This window comes from Corynebacterium sp. TAE3-ERU2 (genome assembly GCF_019209955.1).
GTDB lineage: Bacteria > Actinomycetota > Actinomycetes > Mycobacteriales > Mycobacteriaceae > Corynebacterium > Corynebacterium megadyptis.
In genome coordinates this window covers 142,162-157,377 of the sequence record NZ_JAHUTL010000001.1, presented here as the reverse complement: position 1 = coordinate 157,377, position 15,216 = coordinate 142,162, and the positions used below count along the sequence as shown (strand labels likewise).

Below are 15,216 nucleotides of genomic sequence, written 5' to 3'. Positions count from 1 at the left end.
ACCTCAGCGCCGGCTGCGAATTCCTTGAGCAGCGACGGCGCGGTGGCTCCCGACGTGGATAGCTAAAAGGGATACAACAGCATCATGGCGATATCGACTCGAGTGCCCCGACTGTGCGCATCGGGCCTGCTCATCGCAGCACTCACCGGATTCGGACTAGCCCCGCTCGGCCATGCCGAGGACACTCCAACAAACACCGCGCCCAGCGACGGCGGCGATTGCATCGCCATTACCGACGACGGCACCGTCCGCGCCCCAGGCCCGGGCGACTGCGCCCGCTTCGGCACCGCAGGGCCGGGCCGCAGTACGGAGACCGCCCGCAACGTGATCCTCATCGTGGGCGATGGCATGGATCAACAAACCATCACCGCAGCGCGGAACTATCTCAAGGGGGCGGGCGGACGGTTCGCGGGCATCGATGAATTGTCCGCCACCGGCACCTACACCCACCATTCCATTGACCGCGATGGCAGCTTCAACCTCGTCACAGACTCGGCTGCCTCCGCCACCGCGTGGACGAGCGGCACTAAAACCTATAACGGCGCCATCGGCGTGGATCTTGAGGGCGAGCCGGTGCCGAATATCGTGGAACTGGCCAAAAAGGCGGGCATGCGCACCGGCAATGTCACCACCTCGGAAGTTCAGGATGCCACCCCAGCGTCGCTCGCGGCGCATGCGGTGGGGCGCAAGTGTTACGGGCCGGAAGAGGATAAGCACGAACGCTGCCAGGGAGGCGAGTACTCGGAGCAGTACCGCAACAACGGCGGCTTGGGATCCATTTCGGAGCAACTGGTGGAAACCCGCGCCGATATCACCCTCGGCGGCGGCATGGAATCCTTCCGCGAGATCGTGCAAGAGGGCGGCCCGGCGCGCACCCCCTATCTGGATAGCACGATGACCTGGCAGGAAGGCCGCAGCGTGCTCGATAACGCCACCGACGCCGGCTACACCGTCGTCACCACTGCCGAGGAGCTGGCCGCAGTAGAGCGGGCCTCGCAGGAGGAGCCGGTGCTGGGGTTGTTCAACGACGGCAATCTCACCACCCGTTTCGCCCCCTCCACGGCCACCGTCGGTGGGGCGCAGAAGCCGCCCGAGACCTGTAGCGCCAATGACACCGGTAGCGAGCCCGAGTTGGCCGAGATGACCTCCACGGCCCTGCGGCTGCTAGACGATCCTGAGGCCGAGACCGGCTTTTTTCTGCAGGTAGAATCCGCCAGCATTGATAAGCGCAATCACGCCGCCGATGCCTGCGGGATGATTGGTGAGGTCGAGCGCATCGACGAGGCCATCCAGGAAGCCCTCGACTTTGCCCGCGCCGATGGCAACACCCTGGTGTTGCTGGCTGCCGATCACGCCCACTCGGCGCAGATCCTTCCCGATAGCGCGGAGTCGGTCAGCCCCGCGACCCGCTTGGCCACCAACGATGGAGTGGGCCAGGCCGTCGGCTATGGCACGCTGCCCGCAGAGGTGATTGAAGGGGAGGAGAAATTCTCCACCCAGCACAATGGTGCCGAGCTGCGCGTGGCCGCTTTCGGTCCGGGAGCGGAGAATGTGATCGGCATGATCGATCAAACCGACATGTTTTATGTGATGGCCAATGCGCTGCGCCTCGGCGATTGGGAGGTGGCTGAGTCCTCTCCGTTCCAGAGCATCGACCTGAAGAAGGCTGCCGCGGCACGCGATGATGTACGCGAGACGTGCTATCTCGTCACCGCCGATGGCGGCGCGCCTCAGCCAGGAGACTGCGCACACTATGGCACGCAGGGGCACGGGCTGTCTACGGATAAGGCGAAGAATGTGGTGCTGATGATTTCTGATGGCACCGGTAATTCCGAGATCACCTCCGCCCGCAACTATCTCGTGGGCCCCTCGGGACGGCTGCCCGGCTATGACAACTTCGACTTCACCGGCAGTGCTACCACCTATGCGCTCTCCCGCAGCACCGGCCAACCGGATCTCGTTACCGACTCCGCGGCCTCGGGCTCGGCGTGGAACTCGGGGATCAAAACCTATAACGGCGCGGTGGGCGTGGATGTCACCGGCGTGCCGGTGCCCACCATGGCGGAGCTGGCCAAAGCCAAGGGCATGAAAATCGGCAATGTCACCACCGCCGAGGTGCAAGATGCCACCCCGGCCGCCTTCGCCACTCACGCCTTGAACCGCAAGTGCTATGGGCCGGAGAAGGACAAGAACAATGAGAAATGTCAAGGCCCAGACATGGACTCGCAGTATCGGGAGAATGGCGGTCTCGGGTCGATCTCGGAGCAGATCGTGGATCTGCGCGCCGATGTGACCCTCGGCGGCGGCCGCGAGGCCTTCGAGCAGATCGTGCAACGCGGTGGGATGTGGGCCGGCAACGACTGGACCGAAGGTAAGAGTGTCCTCGAGAACGCCGAGGCTCAGGGCTATCAGATCGTGAGCACGACCGAGGAGATGCAGCGGCTCAGCGACGCCCATACCGGCAGCCCCGTGCTGGGGCTATTCGCCCCCGGCAACCTGCCGCGACACTATGCCCAATCGATCCCCACCGAAGACGGCGCCATCGCCCCCGCCCAGCAGTGCAGCGCCAATAGCGAGCGCGGCCCGGAGATCCCATCGCTGGAGCAGATGACCACCACGGCTTTGGATTTATTGCGCAACGACGCCGGCTTCTTGCTACAGGTTGAAGCCGCCTCGGTGGACAAGGCCGGCCACGACGCCGATGCCTGCGGCCAGTTCGGGGAATTCAGCGACTACGACGCCACCCTCGCCGCAGTCCGCGAGTGGGTAGAGACCACCGGCGAGCCCACCTTGATCATCTCCACCACCGATCATGCGCACACCTCGCAGATCACCAACCCGGGGGCGATCACAGCTGGCCGCACCATCACCCTCGCCGGCACCACCCCAGGGGTGGAGATGACCATGAACTACGCCACCGCGCCCTCGAATGAGGATGATGTGGCGCTCGGTGGTCAGACCCACACCGGGGCGCAGATTCAGGTGGCTGCCTCCGGGCCCGGCGCGCAGAACGTGGTGGGGCAGTTGGATCAAACAGATATTTTCTACGTCGCCGCCAATGCCCTCGAGCTCGACACGGATCCAGGTGCCATCGATCTCAGCCCGCAATGGGATAAGCAGGCGCAGTACGACGCCACCTCCTCGAATACGCACACCGTGTGGTGGATTCTGGCCGGTGTGTCCGTGATCGTCGTGGTGGGTGGAATCGCGCTGCTGAGCAGCCGCTCCCGCACCAGCTAGGTCTCGCGGCTAGGGCGGTCACACGCTCTAGCCCCGCAGATACCTACACTGATTTTCAGATCACTCTGCTGCGTAGTAGCCCGTGGAAAGGACATCTACTCACCATGGCTCCGTGTGAGCATTCATCTCCGCCTCAGCAGGCCTGCTGCGCGGAGACGCGCGAGACCAGCCCCGCACAGGGCCTATCTACCGTGCTGGCCTCCACCATCGTGGTGCTGCTGAGCATCGTGTTGCTGGTATTGGCGATTACTGGGCAGCTCAACAACTATGTGCAGCCCTTCTTTCGCCCGGTCATGATTCTCACCGGGCTGGCGCTTTTCGGCTTGGGAGTGTGGTCCCTGGCTCGGGTGCGGCTCGACGCGGCCACCGCAGCGGGGGAGCACCCAGTGCGCGCCACGTCCTGGGTGTTGCTTGTGCCCGTGCTGCTCGCGGTGGTGAGCGCGCCGGACCCGCTAGGGGCGTCGATGTTGGGATCGGCGGCCGTGGGCGGGGCGTCGACAAGCATGGGGGATCCGCAGGCGCAACGCGCCCAACAACTGGTGCGGGTGGAACGCAACCCCGATGGCACCATCGCCTTTCCCGAGCTGGCGCGCGATGACGTCAATGAGATCACACTCGAGGATCTCGCCAACCGCTTCTACTTTGGCTCCAAAGAGGACCTCGATGGGGTGCAGGTCCGGGTGGTGGGCTTCGCCTCAGAAGGCGCGGAGGGAGGCTGGTTTCTCGGGCGGTTCAAGATCTATTGCTGCGCGGCCGATGCCATTCCCTATCAGGTACGCCTAGAAGGCCTCGCGGACCCAGTTTCAGATCAGTGGTACGAGCTCAGCGGCACAGTAGACACCGCAGCCGACGCGCAATGGCCGGTGCTGCGGGTGGAAGAAACCGAGCCGATCGATCAACCCAACCGCCCTTATCTCTAAGAAAGCAGGTGTGAGATGACCACGCACGCGCATCCCCCGCACACCGCAAGCGATCTCCGCCAGCGCCGACACGGAATAGGGCCGCGCAGCTGGTGGCTTATTCCCGTCGCTGCGGTAGCTCTGCTCTCCCTTGCGTTGGTGGTGGTCCGCATTCGCGGGCCTATCCTGCCAATGAGCGGCGCAGTGGAATCCTGGGCCTCGATCACCGTCGCCATCACGTTGCAGGCCATGCCCTTTCTGGTGCTCGGCGTGATCGTGTCGGGGGCGATATCGGCGTTTGTGTCAGATACCGCACTACGCACAATCACTCCGCGCAATGAATTTCTCGCCGTGCCCACCGTGGCCAGCTCCGGTCTATTACTCCCGGGATGTGAATGCGGCTCGGTTCCGGTGAGTGGGTCACTGATTCGGCGCGGGATTCCGCCCGCTGCGGCGCTTGCGTTCATGCTCGCCGCGCCGGCGATCAATCCGGTGGTACTCGTCTCTACCGCCGTGGCCTTCAATGGTTTTCCCCTCATGGTGTGGGCGCGGTTTCTCGCCTCGCTCGCCGCCGCCATCCTCGTGGGATGGATGTGGATCAGCATCAGGGGAGAGGAGCACATGGAGATCGGTCGCGGCCACGACCATAGCCATGTGAAGAAGCTGGATGTATTTCGCGCCTCGGCGCTGAGCGATCTGATGAACGCCGGTGGCTTCCTCGCCCTCGGCGCGATGGCTGCGGCACTGATCAAGGTGACCGTGCCGCGCTCCTGGTTCGAGACGATCAATGAATACCCGCTCGTGGCCGTCGCCGTGATGGCGGCGCTGGCGATCGTGCTCAGCCTGTGCTCGGAGGCCGATGCCTTTATCGCCGCCTCCTTCACCCATGTCTCGCCCACAGCGCAGCTCGTATTCCTCGTGGTGGGCCCGATGGTGGATATCAAGCTCATCGCCATGCAATACGGCATGTGGGGCAAGGCCTTTGTGCTGCGTTTCGTGCCCTTCGCGCTGGCCTTTTCCATCCTCAGCGCGGTGATCGTCGGCGGTATACTTTTCGGCGGACTATAGCGCCGCTGGCGTGTGCTGCGGGCATGGGCCGCGGCAGAGAGCCTAGCCACTCTGCAGCTGCGAGCACCCGAATAGGCGGCCTACCGTGGACGGTGTTATCGCGCCGTGTGCTCTGGGGCGTACTATTTTTGCTACACCACCACAATTGCCGCTGACGTATAAGGAGAGAATTCGACGTGTCTCGGATCTTCGATTGCTCCCAAGATGACAAGCGCGAGCTCGGTGTCCGCACCGCTGCAGCCGAGGTTGCGGAAGGAAAGCTCGTTGTTCTTCCTACCGATACCCTCTATGGCTTGGGATGCGATGCCTTCAATAATCAGGCGGTGAATCAGCTCCTCGCCACGAAGCGTCGTGGCCCAGATATGCCGGTGCCGGTACTCATCGGAAGCTGGGACACAGTACGCGGCCTGGTCCATACTTATACGCCCAATGCCCAACGCCTAGTCGAGGCCTTTTGGCCCGGCGGGCTATCCATCGTGATCGAACAAGCACCGTCGCTGATGTGGAACCTCGGCGATACCCGCGGCACCGTGATGCTCCGCATGCCGCTGCACCCCGTGGCCATCGAACTGCTCCGCGCAACCGGCCCGATGGCCGTATCCAGCGCCAATATCTCCGGGCAGCCACCGGCCACCACCGTTGTCGACGCCAAGCAGCAGCTCGGCAACGCGGTGTCTACCTATCTCAACGGTGGGGAGTGCGCCATGGGGCAGCCCTCCAGCATCGTTGATCTCTCCGGCAACAAGACGCGGCTACTCCGCGAGGGCGCAATCTCCGCGGAGCGGATCGCAGAGGTGCTCGAGATCGACCCAGAGCAGCTCCGCGCCCGCTAAAGTACACGAGACATCACCGCTCACGGCCGCATCGTTTGGCCCGTGGTGATGCGGCGCGCCGGCAGCACGCGTCGGCACGCGGCGGTGCGCGAAAAAGACGAATTGGCCTCTGCCACAGCCGTGGCCACCCCCGTGAGTGCTGGCGGTGGCCTAGACTGCTGAGACGAAGAGTGCACAGGGCGTGGGGCCACACTAGGGGCCACTCTAGGGGCGACGCTGCTGCGTAGTAGCAGTAGTAGATATCGCCCGCGAGACTCAACCTGGGCGGCACGAGAAGGAAAGGACAACACGATGGGCGCTGGTGGAGCGGGTGTTCCGCTGCGTGAGCTTGCGCTCATTTTGCTGGCAGCCTGCGCGGTCACCTATCTCACCACGGGCATCATTCGGCATGCGGTGGTGCGCGCCGGGCTGCTGGCCGATATTCGGGATCGGGACGTGCACACAATCCCGAAGCCACAGCTCGGCGGGGTAGCGATGTTTACTGGGCTGGTGCTGGCGGTGGTGATGGCCTCCCAGCTGCCGGCGCTGACGCGTGGGTTTATGCCCATGACTCCCGAAATGCATGCGGTGTTTTGGGCGAGCATTGTGATTGTCGTGGTGGGCGTGATCGATGACATCTTCGAGCTCGACGCCGTCACGAAGCTCATCGGCCAGATTCTGGCCGCCATTGTGATGAGCGCCCTCGGACTGTCGTGGACATTGATCTATGTGCCTTTTGGGGAGGGCACCACCGTCATCCTCGATAGTGTCCAGTCCACGGTCTTTACCACTGTGTTTACGGTGGCGTTGATTAATGCCATTAACTTCGTCGACGGCATCGACGGACTCGCCGCAGGGCTGGGCATGATCGCCGGGGCGGCCATTCTCGTGTTCTCCCTGACGGTGCTGCACGATCAAGGCGGAGCTGTCTCGGCCTATCCACCGGCGATTATCGCCGCTGCCTTGGTGGGAGTCTGTGCCGGTTTCTTGCCCCATAATTTCGAGCCGTCCCGCATTTTCATGGGCGATACCGGAGCGATGCTCATCGGGTTGCTGCTCTCTGCCGCGGCCACCTCCGCTTCGGGCAAGATCAACATGAGCCTCTACGGCACCGAGGACATCGTCGCCCTGCTCAGCCCCTTCATCGTGGTGGCGGCAGCGATCTTCATCCCCGTGCTGGACCTGGTTCTGGCGGTGGTGCGGCGCGTCTCCGCGGGGCGCTCGCCCTTTGCCGCCGACCGCAAGCACCTGCATCACCGCCTGCTCGACATCGGCCACACCCACCGCCGCGTGGTGCTCATTTTGTACACCTGGGTGTCGGTGGTCGCCTTCGGCGCGGTGGGGTTCACGGTGTTTCCGGCGCGCATCGCCGGCCCGATCTTCGGGGTGAGCGCGCTGCTCGCCGTGGTGTTGACGGTGCTGCCTTCGCTGCGTCGCGCGGCCGGTACTCGGGGCAGTGGGGAAGGGCGCCATATGCGCCGCAGCTCGACCTCTGTGGCGCGGGGTTCCTAGCTGGGCGCTGCGCTAGTGCGTAGTGTGTACAATTTCCGCATTATGACTGAAAAAACCGCCTCGCAATACGATGATCCGCGGCGCCCCTTGGTGCGCGCGATGAAGATGGGTTCGCTGGCGCTGGTGGCCGTGACGGTGCTGTCGGTGCTGCTGTGGTGGCTCATTCGCGATCTCCCCGGAGTGTGGGGCGTGCTTCTCGGCGCGGCTATCGGTGGCGGTTTCGTCTTGCTCACCGTGCTCAGCACCCTTCTTACCTCCCATACCTCCCCAGAGATGACGGGCGTGGTGGTGCTGGGTGGCTGGCTCGTGAAGATCGTCGTGCTCATCATCGTGCTGTGGGCCCTGCGCGACCTGACGTTCTATGATCCGATTGCGCTCGTTGTGACCACGATCGCGGCGCTGGTGATCGTTCTCGGCGCCGAGGTCTGGGCGATTATGACCACCAAGGTGACCACCATCAACTAACTGCGAGTGCGGGCGGACGCTTATCGACGCCTACTCGCTGCCCACACAAGACATGTTCTCCCGCCGTAATCCCCTCTACTGGGGGGATGCTGCTGGGGCTGGTGGTGCATCTATTCACTCTGCTCAATAGTTATCGCGAGAACCCGTGCCGGCGGAACCACCCCCATAACAGGGGCGTATAGCCCCTGTGAGACAGCTTACAAGAGGGGAAAAATGCCCGCTACGCGCGGGTTTTTCTTATGTCTAGGCGAGGGGTGGGCGTGGCCGTTTCATCTTTCGGGTGAACTTGAGACAAGCCTGATAATCTTATCGACGGGCAAACGCTCCTATGCGCTGCCCACAATTGGCCGTCACGAGATGTGCGACGGAGTCCGGTACGGCCAAAGAAAATCAGACGTCCATCGCACCGAAGCTGCTCTGTACAGGGCGTTTCGGCCCGAACACGGGAGAGAACGCTGAGCGTTACAACACTGTCCATGAAGGGTGAGTTCCATCCGCCCTCTCTGGAACACGAATTTTCCCCGGGTCCAATTTGGTTCGACGATACTTGGTTCGCAATCGACCGTCTGATGTTCGTCCGCCTGCTTATGGCGGTGCTGTTGGCGATCTTCTTCCTCGTGGCTATGCGCAACCCCAAGGTTGTTCCGCGTGGCCTCCAGAACGTAGCCGAGATGCTCCTTGACTTCGTTCGTATTCACATTTCGGAAGATATCTTGGGCAAGAAGGAGGGCCGCCGGTTCCTGCCGGTTATTGCCACTATCTTCTTCCTTGTTCTGGCTATGAATATCCCCTCGATCATTCCTGGCCTCAACATCTCTCCGAACGCCAGAATCGGCATGCCGCTGGTCTTGGCGATCTTCGGATACATCGCCTTCGTCTATGCGGGTGCTAAGCGCTACGGATTCTTCAAGTACGTCAAGTCCTCTGTGGTGATTCCTAATCTCCCATGGCCGCTGCACTTCTTGGTGATTCCGCTGGAGTTCTTCTCCACCTTCGTGCTGCGCCCCGCAACCCTCACTCTGCGTCTTATGGCCAACATGTTGGCCGGTCACATCATCCTGGTGCTGCTGTTTTCTGCCACCAACTTCTTCTTCTGGCAGATGAATGGCTGGACCGCGCTGTCCGCAGTGACCCTATTCGCAGCGATTGCATTCACTCTGTTCGAGATGCTGGTCATTTTCCTGCAGGCGTACATCTTCGCCCTGCTGTCGGCCGTGTATATCGAACTCTCTCTGCACGCAGACGAACACTGACCCGCTGATTTCAGCGGACCAAAAAACCACACAATTCCAGGCTCAGTTAAGGAAGCGCTGAGCCCCTAGAAAGGGAACGACACATCATGAACGAAGTCATCCTCGCACAGGCCGCTAACGGTCTTGACGGCTCCATCGCCACCGTCGGCTACGGTCTCGCCACCATCGGCCCGGGCCTCGGCATCGGCATCCTCGTTGGTAAGGCCCTCGAGGGCATGGCTCGCCAGCCTGAGATGGCCGGCCAGCTGCGTACCACCATGTTCCTGGGCATCGCCTTCGTTGAGGCCCTCGCCCTCATCGGCTTGGTCGCCGGCTTCATCCTCTAAGACGAACAGACACGAAAGCACTAAAGACTCATGACGAACGTCTATACCTACTTAGCAGCCGGTGGGGAGGAGCTTCCCGGGGAGGGACAATTCTCCGTGCTGTTGCCTGCTAACTACGACCTCGTCTGGTCCTTTGTTTCGCTCATCGTAATCCTGTTCCTCTTCTGGAAGTTCGTACTTCCGAAGTTCCAAGAGGTCCTGGCCGAGCGTGAGGACCGGATCAAGGGCGGCATTCAACGCGCCGAGGCCGCACAGGCTGAGGCAAAGGCCGCGCTGGAAAAGTACAACGCGCAGCTTTCTGAGGCCCGCGCCGAAGCACAGCAGATCCGCGAAGAAGCCCGCGACAAGGGCAAGAAGATCGTGGACGAGATGAAGGCCGAGGCCACCGAAGAGAGCAACCGCATTATTGAGTCCGGAGAGAAGCAGCTTCTTGCCCAGCGCGAGCAGGTTGTTTCTGAACTGCGTTCCGAGATGGGACAGAACTCGATCAACCTTGCTGAGCGTCTGCTCGGAGAGCAACTCTCCGACAACGTCAAGCGTTCGGGCACGATCGATAACTTCTTGTCCTCGCTCGATAGCGTGGCTCCGGCAGGAAAGTGAGCGATATGCACGCAGCGAGCCGCGAGGCGCTAAACCAAGCGTTCGGATTTGTTGACCGCGTGGCCAACAGCTCCGACAACGCAGTAGCAGTTACCGCTCAGACGGGCACCGAGTTGTTCGACATCGTCGATGCCCTGGATGTTGACCGCGGCCTGCGTGTGGCAGCAGCCGATACAGCCGCTCCGGCCGACGCTCGCGCCGGCCTGATGGAGACGGTGTTTGGGGGCAAAGTCTCGGAGACCGCCCTTGGCGTGCTGTGCGACATTGTGAAGCTCAACTGGTCCAACCCGCGCGAAATGCGCACCGGACTGGTTGAGGTTGGACGACGCTTCCTGTTCCGCTCCGCACAGGAGCAGGGTCAGCTGAAGCAGGTGGAAGGCGAGCTCTTCCGACTGAGCCGCATCCTGGAAGATGAGCCCGAATTGACTCATCTTCTCAGCGACCGGACCCAACCTGCATCTCGGAAGCGTGAGCTGTTTGCCAAGGTTCTCTACGGCAAGGTCACCGCGGTGACCGAGGCGCTTGCATTGCAAGCCATTGGTCGCCCGGAGAAGAACCCGATCGATGATCTGGCTTCTCTCGTTGACTCCGCTGCAGAGGTCTCTGGCCGCTCAGTTGCCCATGTCGTTGCTGCATCAGAGCTCAACTCCACGCAGGAGCAGGCACTAGCGGACAAACTGGGACGTATTTACGGTCGTGCGATGAACGTCCATACCGAGGTTGATACCAGCCTCCTCGGTGGAGTGATCATCCGCGTCGGTGATGAAGTGATCGACGGCTCTACCAAGGGCAAGATCGAAAGAATGCGCCGCGCATTCGCCTAAACCCGCATTGCGGGTCGCAGGCACTACGCACTGACACGACTACATTTTTGGACAACATGCTGGACGAAACAACCGAGAGCAGGAAGAACATGGCGGAGCTGACGATCTCCTCCGATGAGATCCGTAGCGCGATTGCTAGCTACACCTCGAGCTACTCCCCGGAGGCCTCCCGCGAGGAGGTCGGCGTGGTCATTTCGGCAGCTGACGGTATTGCCCAGGTTTCGGGGCTACCGTCGGTGATGGCGAATGAGCTGCTCGAGTTCCCTGGCGGCGTGATTGGCGTCGCTCAGAACCTTGACACTGACCGCGTCGGCGTCGTGGTTTTGGGTAACTACGAGACTCTTAAAGAGGGCGACGAAGTAAAGCGGACCGGAGAGGTCCTTTCGATTCCGGTTGGGGATGACTTCCTCGGCCGCGTTATCAACCCCCTGGGCCAGCCCATCGACGGCCTGGGCGAAATTGCATCGCAAGAAGAGCGTGCCCTGGAGCTGCAGGCACCGTCCGTGCTGCAGCGCCAGCCGGTCGAAGAGCCGATGCAAACCGGCATCAAGGCAATCGACGCAATGACCCCGATTGGTCGCGGTCAGCGTCAGTTGATCATTGGTGACCGCAAGACCGGTAAGACCGCGGTCTGCATCGATACCATTCTGAACCAGAAGGCCAACTGGGACAGCGGCGACCCGCAAAAGCAGGTCCGTTGTATCTATGTGGCCATCGGCCAGAAGGGCTCGACCATCGCTGGAGTCCGCGAGACTCTGCGCGAGCACGGCGCACTGGATTACACCACCATCGTGGCGGCCCCGGCCTCCGATGCTGCAGGCTTCAAGTGGCTGGCTCCCTTCTCGGGCGCCGCTCTGGGCCAGCACTGGATGTACCAGGGCAAGCACGTGCTGGTGATCTACGATGACCTCACCAAGCAGGCCGAGGCGTATCGTGCGATCTCCCTGCTGCTGCGCCGTCCTCCGGGACGCGAGGCTTACCCCGGTGACGTCTTCTACCTGCACTCCCGTCTGCTGGAGCGCGCTGCGAAGCTCTCCGACGACATGGGTGCCGGTTCGCTCACCGCATTGCCGATCATCGAGACCAAGGCGAACGACGTGTCCGCCTTCATCCCGACCAACGTGATCTCCATCACCGACGGTCAGGTCTTCCTCGAGTCCGACCTGTTCAACCAGGGTGTCCGCCCCGCTATTAACGTGGGTATCTCGGTCTCCCGTGTGGGTGGTGCCGCTCAGACCAAGGGCATGAAGAAGGTCTCCGGTAACCTGCGTCTGGATCTGGCCGCATACCGCGACCTGGAGGCATTCGCTGCCTTCGCTTCGGATCTGGACTCCGCTTCCAAGCGTCAGCTCGAGCGCGGACAGCGCCTCGTGGAGCTGCTGAAGCAGGCAGAGAACAACCCGATGAGCGTGGAGGACCAAATGGTCTCCATCCACCTCGCGAACGAAGGCGTCTTCGACTCCGTTCCCGTTGAGGACGTCCGTCGTTTCGAGTCTGAGCTGCACGAACACCTGCATGCCTTTGCCGGTGACGTGTTCGAGCAGATTAAGGGCGGCGTTCCCTTCTCTGATGAGTCCAAGGATCAGCTGCGCCAAGAAGCCGATAACTTCGCGGCCAGCTTCCAGGCCTCGGACGGAACCCCGATTATCAATGAGCCGGAAGTTGATGCACTCGACGAGACGGAAGTCAGCAAGAGCCAGATTTCCGTGTCCAAGAAAGCTGCTAAGAAGTAAGCAGTGATGCACACAATGACCGTCCAAGGAAAAGAAGGGAGGCGATGATTCATGGCTAATCTTCGCGAGCTTCGCGACCGCATCAGGTCAGTGAACTCCACTAAGAAGATCACTAAAGCTCAAGAAATGATCGCCACCTCGCGAATCACCAAGGCCCAAGCACGGGTTGAGGCCTCGCAGCCGTATGCGGTCGAGTTGCACCGTGTGATCAACAAGCTGGCATCCGCCAGCTCCCTGGATCATCCGATGCTGCACGAGCGTGAAAACGGCAAGCGTGCCGCCGTGTTGGTGGTTTCGAGTGACCGAGGAATGGCCGGTGGCTACAACCACAACGTGTTCAAGAAGGCAGCGGAGCTTACGCGCATGCTGGAGGATCGCGGTTACGAAACGGTGCGCTATGTCACCGGTAACAAGGGTGTTGGCTACTACAGTTTCCGAGGCGAAGAATTTGCGGGTGCGTGGACTGGGTTCTCGCAAGACCCGTCATGGAAAGAAACGCACGACGTGCGTCGTCACCTGATCGATGGCTTCCTGGCCAGCTCCGAGGGCTACACCAAGCCCCGTGAGGGCTTGAAGAGCGATGAGGGCGAGGGCGTTCAGGGCTTTGACCAGGTCCACGTTGTCTACACCAAGTTTGAGTCGATGCTGACCCAGACCGCTTCGGTGCAGCAGGTGCTGCCCATCGAGCCGGTTCTGGAAACTGAGGAGTTCGACTCCGAGGACTCCATCCTGACTCAACACCAGGGTGTGGCAGCGGACTACCTTTTCGAGCCCGACGCAGACACTCTTCTGGCAGAGCTTTTGCCGAAGTATGTCTCGCGCACCGTGTACGCCCTGTTCCTGGAGGCCGCTGCGGCAGAATCCGCTTCCCGCCGCACCGCCATGAAGTCCGCTACGGACAATGCAACCGAGCTGGTCAATGACCTCTCCCGCGTTGCCAACCAGGCTCGACAGGCTCAAATTACGCAGGAAATCACAGAGATCGTCGGTGGCGCGGGAGCGCTCGCCGAAAGCGGAGAAAGTGACTAAATTATGTCTACAGCTCTACAAGAGCACGATGCTCAGACCGCAATTGCCGGTCGAGTAGTTCGTGTCATTGGGCCGGTTGTCGACGTGGAATTCCCCCGCGGCGCTCTTCCGGCACTCTTCAACGCCATGACAGTCGAGGTCACCCTCGAAGCAGTGGCAAAGACCATCACCCTCGAGGTCGCTCAGCACCTGGGCGATAACCTCGTGCGCGCCATCTCCATGGCCCCCACCGACGGCCTCGTCCGCGGTGCAGAGGTCAAGGACAGCGGCAAGCCGATTTCGGTGCCCGTGGGCGACGTCGTCAAGGGCCACGTGTTCAACGCCCTCGGTGACTGCCTCGACGAGCCGGGTCTCGGCCGCGACGGCGAGCAGTGGGGCATCCACCGCGAGCCGCCGGCATTCGACCAGCTCGAGGGTAAGACCGAGATCCTCGAAACCGGCATCAAGGTGATTGACCTTCTCACCCCCTACGTGAAGGGTGGCAAGATCGGTCTCTTCGGTGGTGCCGGTGTGGGCAAGACCGTGCTCATCCAGGAGATGATCACCCGTATCGCCCGCGAGTTCTCCGGTACCTCGGTGTTCGCCGGCGTCGGTGAGCGTACTCGTGAGGGCACGGACCTCCACCTCGAGATGGAGGAGATGGGCGTGTTGCAAGACACCGCGCTCGTCTTCGGCCAGATGGATGAGCCGCCAGGAGTGCGTATGCGCGTGGCCCTGTCCGGTCTGACCATGGCGGAGTACTTCCGCGATGTCCAGCACCAGGACGTGCTGCTGTTCATCGACAACATCTTCCGCTTCACTCAGGCTGGCTCTGAGGTGTCCACCCTGCTGGGTCGTATGCCTTCGGCCGTGGGCTACCAGCCCACCCTGGCTGACGAGATGGGTGTCCTGCAGGAGCGCATTACCTCCACCAAGGGCAAGTCGATTACCTCGCTGCAGGCCGTGTACGTCCCCGCGGACGACTACACCGACCCCGCCCCGGCCACCACCTTCGCCCACCTCGACGCCACCACCGAGCTTGACCGTGGTATCGCATCGAAGGGTATTTACCCGGCCGTGAACCCGCTGACCTCTACCTCTCGTATCCTCGAGCCCGGTATTGTCGGCGAGCGTCACTACGCAGTGGCGCAGCGCGTGATCGGTATTCTGCAGAAGAACAAGGAGCTGCAGGACATCATCGCTATCCTCGGTATGGATGAGCTCGGCGAGGAAGACAAGATCACGGTGCAGCGTGCCCGTCGTATCGAGCGCTTCCTGGGCCAGAACTTCTTCGTTGCTGAGAAGTTCACCGGTCTGCCCGGCTCCTACGTGCCGCTGGAGGACACCATCGACGCGTTCGAGCGCATCTGCAACGGCGAGTTCGACCACTACCCGGAGCAGGCCTTCAACGGTCTCGGCGGGCTGGACGACGTCGAGGCTGCCTACAAGAAGATCCAAGCGGAAGGTTAAGGGCTA

Annotated in this window: 13 protein-coding genes; all 13 read left to right on the top strand. The window is 61.8% G+C overall.

Annotated elements, in window-relative coordinates; genetic code table 11:
• Window positions 1-84: 84 nt before the first annotated feature.
• Window positions 85-3,240: an alkaline phosphatase gene (locus KRX12_RS00670; RefSeq protein WP_218365395.1), complete on the top strand. Its 3,156-nt coding sequence runs from the start codon at window positions 85-87 to the stop codon at window positions 3,238-3,240.
• 104 nt (window positions 3,241-3,344) lie between these two features.
• A complete protein-coding gene (locus KRX12_RS00665) occupies window positions 3,345-4,160 on the top strand; it encodes a TIGR03943 family protein (RefSeq protein WP_218365394.1) in 816 nt (271 codons plus the stop codon).
• Between the two features lie 15 nt (window positions 4,161-4,175).
• A complete protein-coding gene (locus KRX12_RS00660) occupies window positions 4,176-5,207 on the top strand; it encodes a permease (RefSeq protein ID WP_218365393.1) in 1,032 nt (343 codons plus the stop codon).
• A 176-nt stretch (window positions 5,208-5,383) separates the two neighbouring features.
• On the top strand, window positions 5,384-6,040 hold the full coding sequence (locus tag KRX12_RS00655) for an L-threonylcarbamoyladenylate synthase (protein ID WP_218363782.1): 657 nt from the start codon (window positions 5,384-5,386) through the stop codon (window positions 6,038-6,040).
• Between the two features lie 291 nt (window positions 6,041-6,331).
• Window positions 6,332-7,531: an MraY family glycosyltransferase gene (locus tag KRX12_RS00650; RefSeq protein WP_218363781.1), complete on the top strand. Its 1,200-nt coding sequence runs from the start codon at window positions 6,332-6,334 to the stop codon at window positions 7,529-7,531.
• Between the two features lie 42 nt (window positions 7,532-7,573).
• Entirely contained in the window at window positions 7,574-7,996 is a 423-nt protein-coding gene (locus KRX12_RS00645; RefSeq protein ID WP_255550006.1) for a hypothetical protein, read from the top strand.
• A gap of 476 nt (window positions 7,997-8,472) precedes the next feature.
• The gene (gene atpB, locus KRX12_RS00640; protein WP_218363780.1) at window positions 8,473-9,249 is read left to right on the top strand and encodes a F0F1 ATP synthase subunit A; all 777 of its coding nucleotides are present in this window, start codon (window positions 8,473-8,475) and stop codon (window positions 9,247-9,249) included.
• Window positions 9,250-9,335: 86 nt separating this feature from the next.
• The gene (locus KRX12_RS00635) at window positions 9,336-9,575 is read left to right on the top strand and encodes an ATP synthase F0 subunit C (RefSeq protein ID WP_018019996.1); all 240 of its coding nucleotides are present in this window, start codon (window positions 9,336-9,338) and stop codon (window positions 9,573-9,575) included.
• Between the two features lie 30 nt (window positions 9,576-9,605).
• Entirely contained in the window at window positions 9,606-10,175 is a 570-nt protein-coding gene (locus KRX12_RS00630; RefSeq protein WP_151529958.1) for a F0F1 ATP synthase subunit B, read from the top strand.
• A 5-nt stretch (window positions 10,176-10,180) separates the two neighbouring features.
• Window positions 10,181-10,999, top strand: a complete 819-nt coding sequence (locus tag KRX12_RS00625; RefSeq protein WP_151529959.1) for a F0F1 ATP synthase subunit delta — start codon at window positions 10,181-10,183, stop codon at window positions 10,997-10,999.
• Between the two features lie 56 nt (window positions 11,000-11,055).
• Entirely contained in the window at window positions 11,056-12,732 is a 1,677-nt protein-coding gene (gene atpA, locus KRX12_RS00620; RefSeq protein ID WP_218363779.1) for a F0F1 ATP synthase subunit alpha, read from the top strand.
• A 51-nt stretch (window positions 12,733-12,783) separates the two neighbouring features.
• A complete protein-coding gene (locus KRX12_RS00615; protein ID WP_218363778.1) occupies window positions 12,784-13,761 on the top strand; it encodes a F0F1 ATP synthase subunit gamma in 978 nt (325 codons plus the stop codon).
• Window positions 13,762-13,764: 3 nt separating this feature from the next.
• Entirely contained in the window at window positions 13,765-15,210 is a 1,446-nt protein-coding gene (gene atpD / locus KRX12_RS00610) for a F0F1 ATP synthase subunit beta (RefSeq protein WP_151529961.1), read from the top strand.
• The last annotated feature ends 6 nt before the right edge of the window (window positions 15,211-15,216 follow it).

What these genes read in the sequence shown, in the direction of transcription:
- KRX12_RS00635 (WP_018019996.1), top strand. Translation starts at nt 9,336, where the DNA reads ATGAACGAAGTCATCCTCGCACAGGCCGCTAACGGTCTTGACGGCTCC.
- KRX12_RS00670 (WP_218365395.1), top strand. Translation starts at nt 85, where the DNA reads ATGGCGATATCGACTCGAGTGCCCCGACTGTGCGCATCGGGCCTGCTC.
- atpB (WP_218363780.1), top strand. Translation starts at nt 8,473, where the DNA reads ATGAAGGGTGAGTTCCATCCGCCCTCTCTGGAACACGAATTTTCCCCG.
- KRX12_RS00615 (WP_218363778.1), top strand. Translation starts at nt 12,784, where the DNA reads ATGGCTAATCTTCGCGAGCTTCGCGACCGCATCAGGTCAGTGAACTCC.
- atpD (WP_151529961.1), top strand. Translation starts at nt 13,765, where the DNA reads ATGTCTACAGCTCTACAAGAGCACGATGCTCAGACCGCAATTGCCGGT.
- KRX12_RS00630 (WP_151529958.1), top strand. Translation starts at nt 9,606, where the DNA reads ATGACGAACGTCTATACCTACTTAGCAGCCGGTGGGGAGGAGCTTCCC.
- KRX12_RS00665 (WP_218365394.1), top strand. Translation starts at nt 3,345, where the DNA reads ATGGCTCCGTGTGAGCATTCATCTCCGCCTCAGCAGGCCTGCTGCGCG.
- KRX12_RS00660 (WP_218365393.1), top strand. Translation starts at nt 4,176, where the DNA reads ATGACCACGCACGCGCATCCCCCGCACACCGCAAGCGATCTCCGCCAG.
- KRX12_RS00645 (WP_255550006.1), top strand. Translation starts at nt 7,574, where the DNA reads ATGACTGAAAAAACCGCCTCGCAATACGATGATCCGCGGCGCCCCTTG.
- KRX12_RS00625 (WP_151529959.1), top strand. Translation starts at nt 10,181, where the DNA reads ATGCACGCAGCGAGCCGCGAGGCGCTAAACCAAGCGTTCGGATTTGTT.
- KRX12_RS00650 (WP_218363781.1), top strand. Translation starts at nt 6,332, where the DNA reads ATGGGCGCTGGTGGAGCGGGTGTTCCGCTGCGTGAGCTTGCGCTCATT.
- atpA (WP_218363779.1), top strand. Translation starts at nt 11,056, where the DNA reads ATGCTGGACGAAACAACCGAGAGCAGGAAGAACATGGCGGAGCTGACG.